The sequence below is a fragment of the Mycobacterium riyadhense genome (genome assembly GCF_963853645.1).
Lineage (GTDB): Bacteria > Actinomycetota > Actinomycetes > Mycobacteriales > Mycobacteriaceae > Mycobacterium > Mycobacterium riyadhense.
Window position 1 is genome coordinate 2,788,156 of record NZ_OY970456.1, and the last position, 20,411, is coordinate 2,808,566.

A 20,411-nucleotide genomic window follows, 5' to 3' on the forward strand; every position below is an offset into this window, starting at 1 on the left:
ACGCACAGCGTTCATTGAGCCCCTTAATCGGCGGAGCGCCTGTACCATCTCTTGCTTAGACACGCTAGTTCAACACGCCGAATTTAACGGCGTTTGCAAAAAAGGATCTCGCGATGGACCAGGACGGCACCGCTGCGGGGAAGCGCTGCGGTCTCTGGCTTACCGGCGCCCGAGGGTCAGTGGCAACGACGTCGATCGTGGGACTGTACGCGCTTAGTGCGGGCCTGATCCCGGACACCGGATGCGTCACGGCGACTACCGATTTCGCCGACGCGCCACTGCCCGCATTTTCTGATTTCGTGGTGGCTGGGCGCGACATCTCGACCACTGCGTTGGTCAAGCGCGCCGAGACGTTGGTGGAGGCGGGACTCCTGCCGCCCCGGGTGGTCGCGGCAGTGTCTGATCGACTTGCGGCCACCGATGACGAAATCGTCGGGCCATCGTGCATGGCGACGGCGGACCCCTCCACCGCCGGAGCCGCCACACAAGCTGAATTGGTGGACCGACTCAGCGATGCAATGGCGACGTTCGTATCGCGCAACTCGCTGGATGTGTTGGTCGTCATCGACGTGGCATCCACCCAACCGCCGGTGGTGGACTTGCCGGAATACCAGGATCTTGACCTGCTGCTACGGGCGTTGGCTGAGACCAACCGCATTGTGCTGCCGGCGAGCGGCCTGACCGCCATCGCTGCGATACGCAATGGCGCCGCGTACTCCTGCTTCACTCCGTCGCCGACCCTGGGTCTGCCGGCGCTGCAGAGCCTCGCCGACGATGCGGGCATCCTTTACGCCGGGCAGGACGCCAAGACCGGTCAAACTTTGTTGCGGACCGTGTTGGCGCCGATGTTCGCCAGCCGCGCGATGAGGGTTCGTTCGTGGTCCGGGACCAACCTGCTGGGCGGTGGCGACGGCGCCACGCTGGCCGATCCGGTCGCTGCCGCGTCCAAGCTCGCCAGCAAGCAGCGTGGCATTCAGCAGATGCTCGGTGGCACCGTGACCGCTCCGCTGCATATCGACTACGTCCCTGATCTCGGCGAGACGAAGGTGGCGTGGGACTACATCCACGCCACCGGATTTCTCGGCGGCCAGATCACCTTGCAAACGATTTGGTCCGCACCGGATTCTGCGTTGGCCGCGCCGCTGGTTCTCGATGTTGCGCGCCTGTTGGCGATGGGCCGGATGCACGGAGCGCGTGGCGTTGTTCCACAGCTGGGGTTCTTCTTCAAGGAGCCCTGGGGTTCTGAAACGCATTCACTTGCAGCGCAATACGAAGCGCTGCTGCAGTGGAGCACGTCGTTTGCGGCTGACCGGTGAAGGCCCAGGCGTACCTCGCCTTGATGAGGGCGCCTGCTGCGCTCACAGTTTTGGGTGACACTGCGGTAGGCGCCATCTGGTCCGGACGCCCGCTGGTGGGACGCCGTCTTGCGCTGCCGCTGGCATCGGCGCTGCTGTATTGGAGCGGCATGGTGCTCAATGACTGGGCCGATCGTGAGCGCGACGCGATCGAACGCCCCGAGCGGCCCATTCCTTCCGGTCAGGTGTCGCCCGGCTCGGCGCTGGCGCTCGCTGCGGCGCTGGCCGCAGCGGGTGTCGCGACGGCAACCGCGGTTGGCGGGCGTCACGGCTTGTTCGCCGCGGGTCGGATCACGTTGTGCGTTGCGGCTTATGACCTCGTCGCCAAGGACACCACCGCAGGACCGCTGGTCATGTCGGGCTGCCGGTTCCTCGACGTCATGCTCGGTGCCAGTCCGAGCTATCGCTCCGCGCTGGTTCCGGCGTCGGTCATCGGCTTGCACACCGCCGCCATCACGGTGTTGTCCCGAAGCGAGGTGACGGGTTCGGACCGCAGCGTTCCTGCCATCGTCGGGGGTATGGCCGGGGCGGTCGCCACCTCGGCGATGGTGAGCACCGCGGGGTACCGCGCGGCACCGGCGGGGGCGGTGTACCTGTGGTCTTTTGGTCCCGGCCTGTTCAAGGCGTGGCAGCACCCCAGCGCACAGGCGATCCGCGGTGCGGTCCGCAATGGCATCGCGTCGATGATCGCGGTGCAGGCGATGCTGGCAGCGCGTTCCCCACGGATCATGCTCGCCCTGAGTGGGCTCGCAATCGGATTGCGGCTCAAGGTATCTGCGCCAAAACCCACCGAGGTGACGTGATGCACGTTGGCTACAACACCAACAGCTTGGCCGACCATCCGCTCGGTGATGCCCTCGCCCTGATCGCGGGTGAGGGCTATGCCGCCGTCGCGTTAACGATCGGCTATCCGCACGTTCGGCCATTTGATTCCGACCTCGGATCGCAGCTGCGCACGCTTCGCGCATTGCTGGACACCTATGGCTTGAAGGCGGCCATCGAAACCGGAGCTCGCTTCCTGCTGGATCCGCGCAACAAACACACACCGTCACTGGTGGACATCGCCGGCGAACCTCGCGTCGAATTCATGCGGCGGGCAATCGATATCGCCGATGACATCGGTGCCACCTGCGTCTCGCTGTGGTCAGGCTACGCGGCCGGTCACAGCGACCCCGGTAGTACTCGAGAGCTGCTGCTGAGCAGGCTCGCTCGCGTCGTCGACTATGCCGACCGCAAGGCGGTCACCCTGGCATTCGAGCCAGAGCCCGGCATGTTCATCGAGACGGTTGCTCAGGCGCGGGAGGTCTGCCGGGCACTCGATGATCCTCCGCGGCTTGGTATCACGCTGGACGTCGGTCACTGTGTGATGACGGAGCCGACCGGCGCCGCCGGAGCGATCGTCGAGCTGGGCGACCGACTCGTCAATGTGCATCTCGATGACATGACGCCGCTCAAGCATGAACACCTTGAGTTCGGGGACGGCAACCTCGATTTGGGTGCCGTAATGGATGCCTTGCGCAACAGCGGCTTTGACGGTATTGCATCTGTTGAGTTGCCGCGTCACTCGCATGACGCGCCGAATGTTGTGCGCCGGAGCATGTGGGCGATAAGTCTGGCCAGGCTACCGATCGCAGCCAGATCGTGGATCGAAACCGCCGCGGCAGAGATCAGGCGCTCTCCCGACAAGATCGTGGAGCTCTTCCCCGGGGCCACGCGCGGTGTCGCGGGATCGAGCTCCGCCACCCTGCTCGCTCGGGAGAAGCTGTTCGCCACCCTGGTGGCCGAGATCAGCGATGCAACCGCTGCTGCGCTCATCGAAAAGCTCTATCGATGGGGGGACACCGACGAGCGCTTGGCCGTGCTGCGCGGATTGGGGATCTCGGCGCTGGACGGCCGACTGGGCCCCAGTGCATGTACGGCCGGAGTCGCGTTGGTCGAGGATGCGTTGCGGTGCAACGATCCTCGATTGGTCGCCGCGGCGCTCGGTGGGTTTGGAGCCCAGTTCCTGGCCCAGCACGTGTGGCGCCACGGCGTGATGAAGTTGGTGTTTATGGAGGTGCCGTTGCGCGCGGTGTACGGCTTGCGTAACCGCGTCGACGCCGAATTGGGGCGCATGGCCAACGATTACGTCAACGAACGCTGCGCGGCCGGGCGTTCGGTGTCCGACGACGTAGCGATGCTGCAACGCCTGACGAGCGCGGAAACGGAGGTTGCCAAGTGAGGATCTTCGACCCCCACATTCACATGACCTCCCGCACCACCGATGACTACGAAGCGATGTACGCAGCGGGGGTGCGCGCGATCGTCGAACCCGCCTTCTGGCTTGGGCAACCGCGCACGGATGCCGCATCGTTCATCGACTATTTCGACAGCCTCATCGGGTGGGAACGCTATCGCGCTTCGCAGTTCGGCATCGCCCACAACTGCACGATCGCTCTGAATCCCAAGGAAGCCAACGACAGCCGCTGCCGGCCCATCCTTGAACACATACCACGCTATCTGTCGAAGACCGGCGTCGTCGCCGTCGGCGAGATCGGCTACGATTCCATGACCGCGGACGAAACCGCGGTGTTCGAAACGCAATTGGCAATGGCGGCCGAGCGGGGGCTACCCGCACTCGTTCACACACCCCATCGCGACAAGCTCGGTGGCACCCTGGCCAGCATCGACGTGGTGAAGCGGGTCGGAATCGATTCTGGGTTGGTATTGCTGGACCACCTGAACGAGGTGACGATTGAGCCGGCGCTGGAAAGCGGTTGCTGGGCCGGCTTTTCGATCTATCCCGACACCAAGATGGACGAGGACCGCATGGTCGCCTTGATGCAGCGCTACGGCCTGGAACGGATCATCGTCAATTCGGCCGCTGACTGGGGCCGATCGGATCCGCTCAAGACAGCCAAAACGGCGCAGGCAATGCTGGCGGCCTCCTTCACCGAAGACGACGTGGACCGGGTGCTGTGGCGCAATCCCGTCGAATTCTACGGTCAGAGCGGGCAACTGCAGCTACTGACTGCCGAGCAAGAATCCGCGTTTGCCGGCAACACGATTCACCGCGGGGAGAAACCGTGATGCTGTCCTATTGCAGCAACGTCGTTGCCGCCGACACACTGCTGGCGCTGGAACGCCAATTGCTGTCGGTATTCGCTCCGGCGCGGGAGCGCGCCCGACTAGAGCAACTCGGTGTCGGGCTGTGGTTGCCCGCCCGCACCATGGCCCCGCTGTCGGGTGATCGTCGAGCGCGCCGCCGGCTGGCCGCGATCCTTGCCGACAGTGGACTCACGGTGGCGACCCTGAACGCCTTTCCCTATGGGGATTTCCACGGCGGTTCGGTTAAACATGCGGTTTATCAACCAGATTGGACGACACCGAAGCGGTTGCAGTATACGAGGGACTGCGCCGATGTGCTCAGCGAGCTGCTGGTCGATACCGAACACGGCAGTATCTCGACGCTGCCGTTGGGGTGGAGCGACCCATGGGACGACGAAGCCGATAGGAAGGCTCGCAACAGTCTGTCCTCGTTGGGTGATAAGTTGCGGCGCATCGAAGACGGCACCGGGCATCGGATCAGGCTTGCCATCGAACCCGAACCCGGCTGCGTCATCGGATCGTGTCGCGATGCAATCGGCTGGCTCGGCAGCGCGGTCGAGGCCGGCGATGTGGATCCGCGCTATGTGGGTGTGTGCCTGGATACCTGCCACCTCGCGGTGATGTACGAAGATCCTCTCGACGTCTTGTCGGGTCTGGCCGAGATGGGGATTGAGGTGGTAAAGATTCAGGCCTCCAATGCAATTCAGATCGATGACCTGGCCGATGACCGGGTGGTCGAAGCGTTTGCCGAATTCGCGAACTCCCCCTACCTGCATCAGGTCTTCGGTTTCGACGCGGATGGTCAGCGGTGGTTTCGCGACGACCTCTCCTTTGCGGACCCGTCAACGCCGCGGTCGGGCACCGCCCGGGTGCACTACCATGTGCCGCTGCACATCAGTCCACCCGCGCCGTTGGGCAACACCTCGCACGTACTCACCGAGATCATGGGCATGCTGCGCGACGGCAGGCTCCCAGGTCCAGTTGACGTCGAAATCGAAACCTATACCTGGGAAGTGCTGCCGCCGTCACTGCGCATGGGCAGTCTGGCCGAAGACATCGCCGCCGAGATCCGTTGGCTGGATGAACTTGTCCGGGTCCGGGATCCGGCATGACCCAACCCGTACTGCTCATCGATGTCGTCGGCTTGACGCAACCACTGCTGCGGCACATGCCCAACCTGTCCGCCCTGGCAGCCCAAGGGGCTATGGCGCCGCTCGCACCGGTTTTTCCGGCGGTGACCTGCTCGGTGCAATCGTCGATGGTTACCGGTCTGATGCCCAGTCAGCACGGAATCGTGGGTAACGGTTGGTATTTCCGCGACCTCGGGGAGGTGCTGTTGTGGCGGCAAAGCAACAAGCTGGTCGCGGGGGAGAAGGTCTGGGAGACGGCCGCCGGCCGCTTCGACGGCTACACCTCGGCCAACGTCGGCTGGTGGTATGCGATGAACGCCAGCAACGACGTCATCGTCACGCCGCGGCCGGTCTATCACCAAGATGGGCGCAAGTCGCCGGACTGCTACGCTGTCCCGGCGGAACTGCATGACATCCTGACCGAAAAGCTCGGCACGTTTCCCCTGTTTCAGTACTGGGGACCGACTGCCAGTATCGCCTCGTCACGCTGGCTTGTCGATGCGTCCATCGAGATTATCCGGCGCTACTCGCCCACCTTGCTTACCGCCTATATCCCGCACCTGGACTACGACTTTCAGCGCTACGGACCGCGGTCGCCGTTGGCGATCGCCGCGGCGGTAGATGTCGATGCCGCCCTCGCCCCGCTGCTGGCCGTAGCGGCCGATCGCGGCATGACCACGATCGTGGTCTCCGAGTACGGGATCGCGCCGGCCCACAACCCGGTGGACATCAACCGCCTGCTCAGGCGCGAAGGCTACCTCAATGTCTACACTCAACAGGGCCGGGAATACCTGGACCCGTGGACATCCCGAGCCTTCGCCGTCGCTGATCATCAAGCCGCCCACATTTACGTGGGGGACGACTCCGACATCGCCCGGGTGGCTGCTCTCGTCAAAGACCTAGACGGCGTCGACGAAGTGCTGGATCGAAACAGGCAGCAGGCGTTGTCCATCGATCACCCAAGGTCCGGTGAGCTGGTGGCGATCGCCGAACCGGGCGCCTGGTTCACGTATTACTATTGGCTCGATGACGACCGCGCCCCGGAATTCGCCCCATGTGTGGATATCCATCGCAAGCCCGGCTATGACCCCGCGGAATTGCTGATGAACCCCGATGATCGAGCGATCAAGGCCAAAGCCGCTGCCGCCCTGGTGAAGAAGGCGGTGGGTCTTCGGTACTCCATGGGGGTCATAGCTCTCAATGGCAAAGCCGTTGGGGGCACCCACGGGCGACTGCCGGACTCGAAGGAAGATACGCCCGTCGTCATCACGTCGACGCCGGACCTGTTGTTAGAACCGTCGGCGCCCATGTCGGCCACTGCCATACGTGACCTGGTTCTCTCTGCCCACGGATCGTGACGTTAAATTCCATGTGTCCAAGCGTGTTTAAAGCCGACCTGCCGAAGCTGTCCTACATGGACGCCCAAAGCCCCGAGGAGGCGCACCGGCGTATTCGGGAGGCTCGTGAGCATGGGCCGATCGCAATGGGCTTGCTCGGCCCGGAAATTCTTAGCTATGAGTTGGTGCGCAGTGTGCTGCCCGACAGCCGATTCTGTGTACCGAAGGGGCTCTTTCTTGCCGCCCAAGGCATTACGTCCGGGCGGTTGTGGGACAGGTTCCGCAATAACCTCATGAGTCTGGAGGGGGCGAAACATAATCGGTTGCGGCGGTTGGTTTCCCAGGCGTTCACCCCACGTTCTACGGCGCGGCTGGAGGCAACGATCTTTGAGGTGATCACGTCGCTTGTCGACCCGCTGACGTCGGTCGGCAAGTGCGATGTTGTCAAGGACATTGCTCGGCCCTATCCGATCCCGGTGATTTGCGCGTTGCTCGGCACTCCAGTGCAAGACTGGCGGCTGTTTTCGGATTGGGCCGACGACATCTTCAAAATGTTTACATTCGATGTCGCCGGCAACGAAGCGGTAATCATGCAGGCGTATGACCACCTCGATGCCTACATTGACGGCATGGTCGTCCAGCGGCGCGAAAACCTCACAGACGACCTAGTTTCGGAGTTGCTTCGCGCCGAGGACGATGGCGACCGACTTACCCGCGACGAGCTGTGCAGGTTGGTGTCTGCAATGCTGATGGCCGGGACGGACACCACTCGCCATCAGCTGGCCGCAGCGGTGCAGGTGCTCTGCGATCACCCGGAGCAGTGGGCGCTGCTTGCCGAGCACCCGGAACTGGCGCCGAGGGCGGTCGCCGAGCTCATACGGCACACGCCGGCGGCGTTCTTTGTTATCCGGCAGGCTATCGAGGACGTCGAGCTCGCCGGGGTGGTCATTCCTGCGGGCACTCAAGTCAGCGTCAACGTCGCCGCGGCGAACCGCGATCCCGACATTTACGACGATCCGAAGCGCCTCGACATCACGCGTGACGACTCCTCGGCGAGGTTGGCATTCGGTCTTGGCGCCCACCACTGCCTGGGCGCGCACCTGGCCAGGGCCGAACTCACCCAGGCGCTGACGGTCATGACACGGCGCATGCGCAACCCGCGGCGCACCGGCCCCGCGCCGTGGAAACCGTTTGCGCCGCTCACCGGACCGGCCACGTTGCCCATCGAATTCGATATCGAAGCCGCCTAAGCGGCGGCCGTCGACACTCGATCGGCAGGCTTCTTCAGCAGAAACGTCACCGGTATGTACGTCACCGCCACTAGCACGACAGCCACCACGAACACCACGGCGTAGGCGTTCGAAAGGTCGTGCAGCAGGTTGCCTGGGAAATTCGCGTCGAGTGCCTGGGGCGGCATCTCGGAAGGGTCAACAGGCACCCCTCGCCGGGCGGCGTCTTCGCGCAACACCTCGATCTTGATTGCTGCGGAGACGTTTTCGCTGCGGTTGAACTGGCTAGTCAATATCACTGACATCAGCGCCGTCCCCACCGAGGAAGCCACCTGCTGGTTGACGTTGACCAGCGTCGAACCCCGCGCGATCTGATTTGGGGCCAGGGTTTGCACCGCCGCCGCGGCCAGCGGCATCATCGTGGCACCCATCCCCAAACCCATAATCGTCAGCCCGGTGATCAGTGTCGGCACGTAATCGGCGTGCTTGGCCACCCCATAGGCGAAAATGCCCATGCCCGCTGCGATCAGTGTGATGCCGACCAACAGAATCTTGGCCGGACCACGTCTGTCCATCAACGATCCGGCGACCGGCATCGTCACCATGGCACCGATTCCCCGGGGGACCATGCTCAACCCAGCCTGCAACGGGGTCTGATGCAGCAACTCCTGGAAGTAACTCGGGAAGAGCAGCCCGGCACCGAAAAAGGAAGCGGCGAAAAAGAACATCGCCGCGTTGGCCAGGGTGACCACCCGATTCTTGAACAGGCGCAGATCGATCAGCGGATGATCGCTGCGGTGAAGCGCATGCAGGACGAACCCGATGATCAACACCAACCCGATCGCTACCGGCATCCACACCTGGCGATCGGTCACCGTGCCGCGACTAGGGACAACCGACACTCCGTATAGGAAAGTCGCCAGGCCGGGGGAGAGCAGCAGCATGCCAAGGAAGTCAAAGGTTTCCGATGGGGCCGAATGATCTTGTGGGAACACGATCGCCGCGAGGACGAATGCGATCAGCCCGATCGGCAGGTTGATCCAGAAGATCCATTCCCAGCTGTAGGCGTCGATCAGCCAGCCGCCCAGCACCGGTCCGAAGATCGGGCCGAGCAGCATCGGGATGCCCAGCACCGCCAACACACGGCCCATCCGCTTGGGCCCGGCCTCGCGGGTCAAGATGGTGAGGACCAGCGGCATCAACATGCCGCCGCCGAGGCCCTGCATCACCCGAAATGCGATGAGAAGACCGATGTTTGGCGCCATCGCACACAACAGGGAGCCCAGTGTGAACGCGGCGAGCGACCCCATGAAGAGTCGCTTGGTACCGAACCGGTCTGCTGCCCAACCCGCCAGGGGGATCACGGCGGCCATGGCAAGCGTGTAGCCGGTCATCGTCCACGCGACGACGGCCTGGGTGGTTTGGAAAGCAGCGACGAAGGTCCGTTGTGCGACGGTGACAACGGTCGTGTCGACAATTGTCATCATCGAGCCCAGCACACACACGCCGGCGATGCGGAGCAGCCTGGCGTCGAGCTGATCGGCCGCCTGAGGTGTTTGCGGATCGGCAGCGCCGTACTCCATGGCCATCAGCTCCTACGCATGCAACGCACTCAGCCCCACGCGGGACAGCATCTCATATCCCCAGCACGCTCGCGGTTTCGAGCGTTACGTGCTGCCCGCCGCGCAGCTGCGCGCAACGTCGGCAGCGCGAAGGGTTGCCTTATGTAGGTCTTTACGGCATCTTTACTGCAGGAGTGCCGGAAAGTCTGGTCGGCAACTCGGCCCGGAGCGGGTCGGGTTCGGGTTCGCTTGGCTAGAAGGTGCTGCCGTGGTGTTGCAACGAATCGCACGAGAGCTCTTGTCCGGCGTGGCCGTCGCGATTGTTGCGCTGCCCCTGGCGATCGCGTTCGGCATCACCGCCACCGGAACATCTCAGGGTGCGCTTGTCGGGCTCTACGGCGCCATCTTCGCCGGATTCTTCGCGGCTGTATTCGGTGGGACACCCGGCCAGGTGACTGGCCCCACCGGTCCCATTACGGTCGTTGCTACGGCAACCATCGCCGCCCACGGACTCGAAGCCGCCTTCGTCGCATTCATCATGGCCGGTATGTTTCAGATCCTGTTCGGGGTCTGCCGGCTCGGCTCGCTCATCCACTACATTCCGAGCCCTGTGGTCTCTGGGTTCATGGGCGGAATCGCGCTCATCATCATCATGAGTCAGTTGGACCAGGTGCGGAGCAGTTTCCTGATCGTGTTGGTGACGATTGTTCTGCTGCTGGGTTCCGGCAGGCTCATCAAAGCGATTCCCCCGAGCCTGATGGTCCTGGTGCTGATCACCTCGACATTGCCGCTCCTTGAGCCTTTGCTGCGCGATCTCGGCATCGGGCCGGTCTCGATCAACAGAACGGTCGACTACATCGGCGAGATCCCAGAGGCCATGCCGTCGTTCAATTTCCCGGAGTTCAGCGGTTCGCTGGTTGTGCAGGTGCTGTTTTCGGCGCTGGCCATCGCGCTACTGGGATCCATCGACTCACTGTTGACGTCGGTCGTAGTGGACAACATCAGGGGTACCCGGCACCGCAGCAACAAAGAACTGATCGGCCAGGGAATCGGAAATGTCGCCACGGGGCTGTTCGGCGGATTGGCCGGCGCCGGCGCGACCGTCCGATCGGTGGTGAATATCAGAAACGGTGGCCGCACCGCACTATCTGCGGCCACCCACAGCGTCGTGCTGTTCGTCTTCGTCGCGGGACTCGGTGCAGTGGTTCAGCACATCCCGCTCGCTGTGCTGTCGGGAATCCTGATACTCACCGCGGTCGGCATGTTCGACTGGAAGGCCATGCGTAAAGCACACGTGTCACCCAAAGGCGACGTCGTCGTCCTGTTCACGACGATGATCGTCACCGTCCTGGTCGACCTCACCGTCGCGGTGATGGTGGGAATCGTCCTCTCGTTGGTGGTCCATGCGCTCCGATCCCGGCAGCGCAGGGCCAATGTCACCCAAGACGACACCGGCACGTACCGAATCGAGGGGCCCCTGTCGTTCCTGTCTGTCGACGGCGTATTCAAACCTCTTCGTGACGGCCAGGCTGATGTGTCGTTGGATCTAGAGCACGTCACCTACCTCGACACCTCTGGCGCCCGCGCCCTGCTGCATTTCATCGACCACTCCGAGAGGGATGGTATTGAGGTAAGCATCAAACAGATCCCGCCACACATCGAGAACCAACTCACCGCGCTCGCCGACAACGTTCAACGTGACAAGCTGCGAACCATCCTCGAATCAGCCTGACAGTATTGGCGGCCGATTTGCCTGCGGGTCTCCCGGCCCAGGCGTAGCTACCCGTTAGACTTTCCTGCGATGTCCACCCTGACGCCCGTCACCACTGGTCGCGGCCGGGCATGACCGATCACCTTGACGGCGGCATTGAGATCGGCCTCACCGGCCGGCCGCCGCGGTCGATTCCGGATCCCACCCCGCGCACCTCGCACGGCCCGGCCAAGGTCGTCGCGATGTGCAACCAGAAGGGCGGAGTCGGGAAAACCACCTCGACGATCAACCTGGGTGCGGCTCTCGCCGAGTGTGGCCGGCGGGTACTGCTGGTGGATCTGGACCCGCAGGGTGCCCTGTCTGCCGGCCTGGGCGTGCCACACTACGAGCTGGACCAGACCATCCACAACCTGCTGGTGGAACCGCGGGTGTCGATCGACGACGTGCTGCTGCACACCCGCGTCAAGCACATGGACCTGGTACCCAGCAACATCGACTTATCGGCCGCCGAGATTCAGCTGGTCAACGAGGTGGGCCGGGAGCAGACGGTGGCTCGGGCACTGCACCCGGTGCTGGACCGCTATGACTATGTGCTGATCGACTGCCAGCCTTCGCTCGGCCTGCTCACGGTCAACGGGCTGGCCTGCGCCGACGGCGTAGTTATCCCAACTGAGTGCGAGTTCTTCTCGCTGCGTGGTCTGGCGCTGCTCACCGACACCGTCGACAAGGTCCGTGACCGGCTCAACCCGAAGCTGGACATCGGCGGAATCCTGATCACCCGCTACGACCCGCGGACTGTCAACTCCCGTGAGGTCATGGCCCGTGTCGTGGAGCGGTTCGGTGACCTGGTGTTCGACACCGTGATCACCCGCACGGTCCGTTTCCCGGAGACCAGCGTTGCGGGCGAACCCATCACCACATGGGCCCCCAAGTCGGGGGGCGCCCTGGCCTACCGCGCGCTGGCTCGCGAGTTCATCTACCGATTCGGCGTGTGAACGGCACCGCGAACGGTGAGGCGGCACCCGAAAACGGCTTTCAGGTCCGGCTGACTAACTTTGAGGGGCCGTTCGATCTGCTGCTGCAGCTGATCTTCGCGCATCGCCTCGACGTCACCGAAGTGGCGTTGCACCAGGTCACCGATGATTTCATCGCCTACACGAAGGCGATCGGTTCCCGGTTGGAACTGGAGGAGACCACCGCCTTTCTGGTGGTCGCGGCGACCTTGCTCGATCTCAAAGCGGCGCGGCTGCTTCCGGCCGGGCAGGTCGATGACGAAGAAGACTTGGCCCTGCTGGAAGTTAGGGACCTACTTTTTGCGCGGCTGCTGCAATACCGGGCGTTCAAGCATGTCGCGGACATGTTTGCCGAGTTGGAGGCCAACGCGCTGCGTAGCTATCCACGCGCGGTGTCGTTGGAGGAGCGCTTCGCCGGCCTGCTTCCCGAGGTGATGCTCGGTGTCGACGCCGACCGGTTCGCCGAGATCGCCGCGATCGCGTTTACCCCGCGTCCGGTGCCCACGGTGGCCACTGGACATCTGCACGAGGAAACCGTTTCGGTTCCTGAGCAGGCCAAACACTTGCTGGCGATGCTGGAGGCGCGGGGCAGCGGGCAGTGGGCCTCATTTTCTGAGCTGGTCGCTGATTGCACGGCTTCGATCGAGATCGTTGGGCGTTTCCTGGCGCTGCTCGAACTGTATCGGTCGCGGGCGGTAGCATTCGACCAGTCAGAGCCCCTTGGCGTGCTCCAGGTTTCGTGGACCGGGGAACGGCCGACTCCCCAAGCCTTGGTAGAAGGGCAAGACCAATCATGACCGAACATGCGGATGACGGTGTGGGCAGCCTGCCGGACATCGCCGAGCCCGCGGAGTTGGAGCCTGACGAACTCGGCCGCGTGCTCGAGGCGTTGCTGCTGGTGGTCGACACTCCTGTGACCGCCGAGGCGTTGGCCGCCGCCACCGAGCAACCGGTCTACCGCGTGGCCGCGAAGCTGCGCCTGATGGCAGACGAACTTGCCGAACGCGACAGCGGAATCGAACTTCGGGAAACTGGCGAGGGCTGGCGGCTGTACACCCGCGCCCGGTTCGCACCGTACGTCGAGAAGCTGCTGCTGGACGGCGCGCGCAGCAAGCTCACGCGGGCTGCGCTGGAAACCCTGGCTGTGGTTGCCTACCGTCAGCCAGTGACGCGTGCGCGGGTGAGTGCGGTGCGCGGCGTCAATGTCGACGCTGTCATGCGTACCTTGCTGGCGCGCGGGCTGATCACCGAGGTTGGTGCCGACTCCGACACCGGCGCGGTGACATTCGCAACCACCGAACTATTCCTGGAGCGTCTGGGCTTGAATTCCTTGGCAGACCTCCCTGACATCGCTCCGCTGCTTCCCGATGTCGACACGATCGACGACCTGAGCGAATCCCTGGACACTGAGCCACGCTTCATCAAACTCAACGGTGGCCAGGCAACTGACCAAACCCTGACGTTCGATGTGGACCGCGATTGATGGTCGAGACTGAAGGCATCCGATTGCAAAAGGTGTTGTCCCAGGCGGGGATTGCATCGCGGCGGGCCGCCGAGAAGATGATTATCGACGGCCGCGTCGAGGTGGACGGGCAGCCGGTGACCGAGTTGGGTACGCGGGTTGATCCGAACGTCTCGGTGATTCGCGTCGACGGAGCCAGGGTGGTCGTTGACGACTCGCAGGTGTACTTTGCTCTGAACAAGCCGCGCGGCATGCACTCGACCATGTCCGACGATCGCGGGCGGCCGTGCATCGGCGATCTGATCGAACGCAAGGTCCGGGGTAACAAGAAACTGTTCCACGTCGGCAGGCTGGATGCCGACACCGAAGGGTTGATTCTGCTGACCAACGACGGCGAACTGGCACACCGGCTGATGCATCCCTCTCATCAGGTACCCAAGACTTACCTTGCGACGGTCACTGGGGCGGTGCCGCGCGGGCTGGGCAAGAAGCTAAGGGCGGGAATCGAATTGGAGGACGGGCCGGCTAGCGTTGACGATTTCGCGGTGGTGGACGCGATTCCCGGCAAGACGTTGGTACGGGTGACCCTGCACGAGGGGCGCAATCGCATCGTCCGCCGGCTGCTGGCGTCCGTGGGCTACCCGGTGGAAGCGCTGGTGCGCACCGATATTGGCTCGGTGTCGCTGGGCAAGCAACGCCCGGGCAGCATCCGGGCGTTGCATCTGGATGAGATCGGGCAACTGTACAAAGCGGTCGGGCTATGAACGTCGTTGTCGCCATAGACGGTCCGGCTGGTACCGGAAAGTCCTCCGTATCAAGGGGATTGGCGCGCAAACTGGGTGCACGGTACCTCGACACCGGGGCAATGTACCGGATTGTGACGTTAGCGGTGCTGCGCGCGGGTGTTGATCCGGAGGATCCCCAAGCGGTCGAGGATGTTGCGTCGGGCGTGCAGATGTCGGTGGGTTACGACCCCGACAAGACCAGCTGTTGCCTTGCCGGTGAAGATGTTTCGGAAGAGATCCGCGGCGATGAGGTGACGCTGGCGGTATCGGCGGTTTCGTCGGTTCCTGCGGTGCGCCGCCGGCTTGTCCACATGCAACGTGCTCTGGCTGAAGGGCCGGGCAGCGTGGTTGTTGAGGGTCGCGACATCGGGACCGTGGTGTTGCCCGACGCTGCGGTGAAGATCTTCCTGACCGCATCGGCCGAAACTCGTGCCAAGCGGCGCAACGACCAGAATGTTGCGGCGGGTCTGGCCGACGACTATGGCGGTGTGCTGGCCGACGTACGCCGGCGCGACCGTCTCGATTCCACGCGCGCGGTGTCGCCGCTGCGGGCCGCCTCGGATGCGATCGTCGTCGACACCAGCGACATGACGGAGGCCGAGGTGATTGCCCACCTGCTGGAGTTGGTGACACAGCGAAGCGAGGCCGCGTCGTGACCCGCGACGATGCAGACGGTACCTGGATCGACGAAAGCGATTGGGAAATCGACGATTCCGACCGGGCAGACTTTGCAGAGTCCGTACCGGCGCCGATAGTCGCGATCGTGGGCCGGCCCAACGTTGGCAAGTCGACATTGGTCAACCGGATCGTAGGCCGCCGCGAGGCGGTTGTACAGGATGTTCCCGGCGTGACGCGGGACCGGGTTTCCTATGACGCGCTGTGGACCGGACGCCGCTTCGTCGTACAGGACACCGGGGGCTGGGAGCCCGACGCAAAAGGCCTGCAGCAGTTGGTCGCCGAGCAGGCGTCGGTCGCCATGCGCACCGCCGACGCGGTGATCCTGGTCGTCGATGCGACGGTCGGCGCCACCACCGCCGACGAGGCCGCCGCGCGCATCCTGTTGCGATCCGGCAAACCGGTGTTCTTGGCGGCCAACAAAGTTGACAGCGAGAAGGTCGAAGCCGATGCGGCGGAGTTATGGTCGCTGGGCCTCGGTGAGCCGCATGCGATCAGCGCGATGCATGGGCGCGGCGTGGCCGACCTGCTCGACGAGGTGCTGGCGGCGCTGCCCGAGGTGGGGGAGTCAGCGCCGGGCGGTGGCGGTCCGCGCCGGGTCGCGCTCGTCGGCAAACCCAACGTGGGCAAGAGCTCGCTGCTGAACAAGCTGGCCGGAGATCAACGGTCGGTGGTGCACGAGGTCGCCGGAACCACCGTCGACCCGGTGGACTCGCTGATCGAGCTGGGCGGCAAGGTCTGGCGATTTGTCGATACCGCGGGCTTGCGCCGCAAGGTCGGGCAGGCCAGCGGCCACGAGTTCTATGCGTCGGTGCGCACGCACGGGGCCATCGATGCCGCCGAAGTGGTGGTCGTGCTGATCGACGCGTCGCAACAGCTGACCGAACAGGATCTGCGGGTGCTGTCGATGGTCATCGAGGCCGGGCGCGCGCTGGTGCTGGCCTACAACAAGTGGGACCTGGTCGACGAGGACCGGCGCGAGCTGCTGGAGCGCGAGATCGACCGGGAACTGGTTCAGGTGCGCTGGGCGCAGCGGGTCAATGTCTCCGCCAAAACCGGGCGGGCGCTGCAGAAGCTGGTGCCGGCGATGGAGAGCGCTCTGGCGTCGTGGGACACCCGGATCGCGACGGGTCCGCTGAACGGCTGGATCAAGGAGGTGGTGGCGGCGACGCCGCCGCCGGTGCGCGGCGGCAAGCAGCCGCGCATCCTGTTCGCCACCCAGGCCACCGCCCGGCCGCCGACGTTCGTGCTGTTCACCTCGGGTTTTCTCGAGGCGGGCTACCGCCGATTTCTGGAGCGGCGGCTACGCGAGACGTTCGGGTTCGAGGGCAGCCCGATCCGCATCAACGTGCGGGTGCGCGAGAAGCGGGGCGCCAAGCGCCGCTAGGACGCTGCTGATTTAGTGGCCCGGGTTTCGGCGTGCCTGACCGGGTTTGGCGCGGGTGTGCCATGAGGATCGGTGGGTGGCGTTGGGATGTGAGAATCGGCAGGGCCGGTTCGATGACGCGATGCTTCTGGTGGGTGATCAGTTGCCCGAGGGCAGCATCTATCGGCTGTTGGCCGAGCACGGCGGCGCGCTGTTCGGCGATGACTATTTCGCCGACTTGTTCAAGGCCTCGACGCGGGGCCGCCCGACTGTGCCGGCGCGCGTGGTGGCCACGGTGATGCTGTTGCAGGCCTACGAGGGCTTGTCGGATCGGGAAGCGTGTGACCGGCTGGCTTTCGACTTGCGTTGGAAGGCCGCTGCCGGGTTGACAGTGGGGGCGGAGGCTTTTCACCCCACGGTGCTCGTTGGGATGCGCAACCGGCTGCGGAAGTCCGATCGGCCGCGGCGGTTGTTCGATGACGTCAATACCACCGCCCAAGCGGCCGGGTTGTTACGGGGACGGCGGCGGGTGTTGGATTCCACCCCGTTGTTTGATGCGGTGGCCACTCAGGACACGGTGATCCAGTTGCGGGCCGCGATCCGCAAAGTACTGTCCGTGGCTGACCGGGCCGATCCTGCGTTGGCGGGTGCGGTGCGGCAGGTGCTGACCCGCGACGATGACTACGCCAGCCTGGGTAAGCCGCCGTGCGACTGGGACGACCCGAAAGCCCGAGAGTCGCTGGTGGATGCGCTGGCCCGCGATGCCCAGGCGGCGTTGGAGGTGCTGGATGGCCGCGAGTTGGACGGGCCGCTCGCCGAAGCCGCCCAGCTGCTGGGGTTGGTGGCCGGCCAAGACGTCGAGGCCGGCGAGGATGGGGTGTTTCGTATCGCCCGGCGGGTGGCCCGGGATCGGCTGATCTCCACCGTCGATGTCGAGGCCCGCCACGGGCACAAGTCACGGGCCCGTACCTTCGACGGTTACAAAAGTCACCTCAGTGTGGATCCGGATGAGGAGCTGATCACCAATGTGGCCATCACCGCGGCCAACACCGCCGATCGCGAGGTCATCGACGAGCTGCTGAACGAACCCGTCGCGGGCGCACCTGCCGATGCCGAATCGGACGATGACGATGACGACGGTAGCGACTCACAGAATGGTTCGGGGTCCAAAGGGTTTGAGGTGTATGGGGATTCGGCCTACGCCGGCGGGGCTACGCTGGATGAGCAGACCCAGCGGGGTCATGACATGCGCGCCAAAGTGCCTCCGGTGCGCAACGCCAACGGCTATTCCAAAGACCAGTTCAGGATTGATCTGGCCGGCCGCACCGTCACCTGCCCGGCTGATCACACCGTGAGCATCCGCGCTGGTGTGCGTCACCCCGTGGCGCGCTTCGGTGTGCTGTGTCAGTCGTGTCCGTTGCGGGCGGAGTGCACGAAGTCCCGTCGGGGGCGCGTGATCAGCATTCACCCGCGGGAAGCCGCGCTGCAGCACGCCAAAGCGCGCCAACGAGATCCGGCCTGGCAGCAGGACTACCGGACCTATCGGCCGGTGGTGGAACGCAAGATCAGCCACTTCACCCACCGCCCCTGGGGTGGCCGAAGAGCCCGCTGCCGCGGACACAAACGCATCCTGACCGACATCCTGGCCCGAGCCGGCGCCATCAACCTCGCCCGACTGGCCGCCCTGGGCCTACACCACGGAGCCGCGGGCTGGGCGATTGCCTGACCCCACCACCGACCGACCATCCAAGGGGTCAATTTTCAGATGCCGTCACGGGTCAGAATTCGGACGCCGTCGACGCCAACCCACCAGGGGCCATTACATCAGCGGCGTCCTAGGTATGGCCTCATGGCATCGAGTCTGCGGTGAGGTCGGGGTCCTGGCGATTTTTCCGCCGTGGACGCAGAATCAACGCGCTTGGCTGACTGGCTACCCGGCTGGACCGTCGTTGCCGAACACCAGCCCACCGACGCCCCCGCCGCCACCGACTCCAAATGGAGGAACTGCGCCCCCGTCACCTTTCGCACCGCCGGCCCCACCGTTGCCGATCAGACGGGCGTCGCCGCCGTTACCGCCATTGCCGGCTCCGAAGCCGGACCCGCCGGCGCCGCCGGCGCCGCCGTTGCCTTGGAGCCATCCACCGTTGCCGCCGTTGCCACCGCTACCACCCTGGCCGCTCGGCCCGGATGGGGCGGGTGGGTCGCCGACGGAGCCGCCAGCGCCGCCGGTGCCGCCGGTGCCGCCGGCCCCACCGTCGCCGATCCAGCCGCCGCCGCTGCCGGCGCCGCCACCGCCACCGTGGCCGCCGGCGCCCCCCCGAATGTTGCCGTTCCCGCCGGTGCCGCCTTGCCCGCCGGCTCCGCCGGCTCCGCCGCTGGACATCAGCCACCCGCTCGCGCCACCGGCGCCGCCGTTACCGCCGGCGCCGCCAGCGGCGCCAATAGAGAGGTCTAAAACCCTGCCACCGGTGCCGCCGTGTCCGCCGGCCCCGCCGGTGCCGCCGGCCCCGAACAGGAGCCCGCTGGCGCCGCCGGTGCCTCCCGCACCCCCAGCTCCACCGGCTCCGCCGATTTGGCCGTTGGCAAACCCGCCCATGCCGCCATCTCCGCCTTGGCCGCCGACCCCGCCGTTGCCAATCAGCCCGGCCGCGCCGCCGGTGCCGCCAGCACCACCGGAGCCGCCGAAGCTAAATCCGTTAGCAACGCCGGGCCCGCCGGACCCGCCCTGCCCGCCCGCACCGGCGGTGCCGTACAGCAACCCGGCGCTTCCACCGTTGCCGCCGTTGCCGCCTATCCCACCGGTGAACTCGTTGTTGGAGAACGGAGCGAGCCCGCCGGCGCCACCTGCCCCGCCGGCCCCGCCGTTGCCCCACAGCCCGGCGGCGCCGCCGTTGCCGCCGTTGCCGGCGTTGCCGTTGGTGACCGAGGTCAGCGTGCCGTCCCCGCCTCGACCTCCCGCCCCGCCGTTGCCGTACAGCAAGCCGCCTTGCCCGCCGTGCCCGCCGACCCCACCCGTGAGGGTGCCGCTGACGGCATTGCCACCGGCCCCCCCGGCTCCGCCGCTGCCGATCAGCCCCGCGTCGCCGCCGGCGCCGCCGGCCTTGCCGGGCGCACCGGGCGCGCCGTTCCCGCCGTTGCCGTACAGCAACCCGCCAGCCTGGCCGGCCTCGCCCGGGGCCGTCCCATTGGCGCCGTCGCCGATCAGCGGGCGCCCAAGCAGCAGATTGGTGGGCGTGTTGATCAGGGCGAGCGCCTGTTGCTCCAAGACTTGCAGCACGTTGACGTCCTCGGCGCTGGCATACGCGGCTGCGCCGGCGTTCAAGGCCTGGACAAACTGTTGATGAAACGCTTCCATCCGAGCGGTGAGCGCTTGGTATGCCTGGGCCTCTTTGGAAAACACTGATGCGATGGCGGCCGACACATCGTCGGAGCCCGGCGCCAGTATCGCCGTCGTCGGAGTTGCCGCCGCCGCGTTGGCCGCGTTGAGCGCCGAGCCAATACTCGCCAGCTCCCCAGCCGATGAAGTCAATATTTCCGGGACCGTCACCAGGTACGACATCGCAGTACTCTCCCACTCGGTCATCATCGACCGCAGTAAATGACTAGCGTATCGCCGTCGGTGCTCCCTCGCCTGTGGTCGTTCGACCCGGTCATCCGGGTTCTGAGCAGCCTGACATAGCGAACTGTCAATACTCCCAC

The 20,411-nt window shown here is 65.0% G+C and carries 17 protein-coding genes; 15 read left to right on the forward strand and 2 right to left on the reverse strand.

Going from position 1 to position 20,411, the window contains the following annotated elements; translation table 11 throughout:
• Positions 1 to 113: 113 nt before the first annotated feature.
• Genes AADZ78_RS12515 through AADZ78_RS12545 form a run of 7 tightly spaced genes read left to right on the forward strand, consistent with a single transcriptional unit; the run spans position 114 to position 8,159 of the window.
• Positions 114 to 1,316 (forward strand): inositol-3-phosphate synthase, encoded by a 1,203-nt coding sequence (locus tag AADZ78_RS12515; protein WP_085249687.1) that lies wholly within the window; start codon positions 114 to 116, stop codon positions 1,314 to 1,316.
• A 23-nt stretch (positions 1,317 to 1,339) separates the two neighbouring features.
• The gene (locus AADZ78_RS12520; protein ID WP_239656596.1) at positions 1,340 to 2,158 is read left to right on the forward strand and encodes an SCO3242 family prenyltransferase; all 819 of its coding nucleotides are present in this window, start codon (positions 1,340 to 1,342) and stop codon (positions 2,156 to 2,158) included.
• Complete coding sequence (locus AADZ78_RS12525) at positions 2,158 to 3,576, forward strand: TIM barrel protein (RefSeq protein WP_085249685.1); 1,419 nt, start codon at positions 2,158 to 2,160, stop codon at positions 3,574 to 3,576. The genes AADZ78_RS12520 and AADZ78_RS12525 overlap by 1 nt, the downstream gene beginning before the upstream one ends.
• On the forward strand, positions 3,573 to 4,424 hold the full coding sequence (locus AADZ78_RS12530) for a TatD family hydrolase (protein ID WP_085249684.1): 852 nt from the start codon (positions 3,573 to 3,575) through the stop codon (positions 4,422 to 4,424). Before AADZ78_RS12525 ends, AADZ78_RS12530 begins: the two co-directional genes overlap by 4 nt.
• The gene (gene eboE / locus AADZ78_RS12535) at positions 4,424 to 5,554 is read left to right on the forward strand and encodes a metabolite traffic protein EboE (RefSeq protein ID WP_085249683.1); all 1,131 of its coding nucleotides are present in this window, start codon (positions 4,424 to 4,426) and stop codon (positions 5,552 to 5,554) included. The genes AADZ78_RS12530 and eboE overlap by 1 nt, the downstream gene beginning before the upstream one ends.
• Positions 5,551 to 6,930 (forward strand): nucleotide pyrophosphatase/phosphodiesterase family protein, encoded by a 1,380-nt coding sequence (locus AADZ78_RS12540; RefSeq protein ID WP_085249682.1) that lies wholly within the window; start codon positions 5,551 to 5,553, stop codon positions 6,928 to 6,930. The genes eboE and AADZ78_RS12540 overlap by 4 nt, the downstream gene beginning before the upstream one ends.
• A gap of 11 nt (positions 6,931 to 6,941) precedes the next feature.
• Positions 6,942 to 8,159 carry a cytochrome P450 gene (locus tag AADZ78_RS12545; RefSeq protein ID WP_085249681.1) on the forward strand — a complete coding sequence of 406 codons (1,218 nt, stop codon included), beginning with the start codon at positions 6,942 to 6,944 and terminating at the stop codon, positions 8,157 to 8,159.
• On the opposite strand, the gene AADZ78_RS12550 is transcribed toward AADZ78_RS12545, so the two are convergent.
• Positions 8,156 to 9,727: a DHA2 family efflux MFS transporter permease subunit gene (locus tag AADZ78_RS12550; RefSeq protein WP_085249680.1), complete on the reverse strand. Its 1,572-nt coding sequence runs from the start codon at positions 9,725 to 9,727 to the stop codon at positions 8,156 to 8,158. The two genes, AADZ78_RS12545 and AADZ78_RS12550, sit on opposite strands and share 4 nt — an antisense overlap.
• 244 nt (positions 9,728 to 9,971) lie before the next feature.
• On the opposite strand from AADZ78_RS12550, the gene AADZ78_RS12555 reads away from it, so the two are divergent.
• From AADZ78_RS12555 to AADZ78_RS12590, 8 genes are all read left to right on the forward strand, one after another.
• Positions 9,972 to 11,432 carry a SulP family inorganic anion transporter gene (locus tag AADZ78_RS12555; RefSeq protein ID WP_085249727.1) on the forward strand — a complete coding sequence of 487 codons (1,461 nt, stop codon included), beginning with the start codon at positions 9,972 to 9,974 and terminating at the stop codon, positions 11,430 to 11,432.
• A 110-nt stretch (positions 11,433 to 11,542) separates the two neighbouring features.
• Complete coding sequence (locus AADZ78_RS12560) at positions 11,543 to 12,406, forward strand: ParA family protein (RefSeq protein WP_085249679.1); 864 nt, start codon at positions 11,543 to 11,545, stop codon at positions 12,404 to 12,406.
• Positions 12,403 to 13,221: a segregation/condensation protein A gene (locus AADZ78_RS12565; RefSeq protein WP_085249678.1), complete on the forward strand. Its 819-nt coding sequence runs from the start codon at positions 12,403 to 12,405 to the stop codon at positions 13,219 to 13,221. Before AADZ78_RS12560 ends, AADZ78_RS12565 begins: the two co-directional genes overlap by 4 nt.
• Positions 13,218 to 13,907, forward strand: coding sequence for an SMC-Scp complex subunit ScpB (scpB, locus tag AADZ78_RS12570; protein ID WP_085249677.1), 690 nt, complete (start codon positions 13,218 to 13,220; stop codon positions 13,905 to 13,907). The genes AADZ78_RS12565 and scpB overlap by 4 nt, the downstream gene beginning before the upstream one ends.
• Complete coding sequence (locus AADZ78_RS12575; protein ID WP_085249676.1) at positions 13,907 to 14,650, forward strand: pseudouridine synthase; 744 nt, start codon at positions 13,907 to 13,909, stop codon at positions 14,648 to 14,650. Before scpB ends, AADZ78_RS12575 begins: the two co-directional genes overlap by 1 nt.
• Complete coding sequence (gene cmk, locus AADZ78_RS12580) at positions 14,647 to 15,327, forward strand: (d)CMP kinase (protein WP_085249675.1); 681 nt, start codon at positions 14,647 to 14,649, stop codon at positions 15,325 to 15,327. Before AADZ78_RS12575 ends, cmk begins: the two co-directional genes overlap by 4 nt.
• Positions 15,324 to 16,733 carry a ribosome biogenesis GTPase Der gene (gene der, locus AADZ78_RS12585; RefSeq protein ID WP_085249674.1) on the forward strand — a complete coding sequence of 470 codons (1,410 nt, stop codon included), beginning with the start codon at positions 15,324 to 15,326 and terminating at the stop codon, positions 16,731 to 16,733. The genes cmk and der overlap by 4 nt, the downstream gene beginning before the upstream one ends.
• Before the next feature lie 76 nt (positions 16,734 to 16,809).
• On the forward strand, positions 16,810 to 18,438 hold the full coding sequence (locus tag AADZ78_RS12590; protein ID WP_085250103.1) for a transposase: 1,629 nt from the start codon (positions 16,810 to 16,812) through the stop codon (positions 18,436 to 18,438).
• Positions 18,439 to 18,642: 204 nt separating this feature from the next.
• On the opposite strand, the gene AADZ78_RS12595 is transcribed toward AADZ78_RS12590, so the two are convergent.
• Positions 18,643 to 20,271 (reverse strand): PE family protein, encoded by a 1,629-nt coding sequence (locus tag AADZ78_RS12595; RefSeq protein WP_204803038.1) that lies wholly within the window; start codon positions 20,269 to 20,271, stop codon positions 18,643 to 18,645.
• Positions 20,272 to 20,411: the final 140 nt, after the last annotated feature.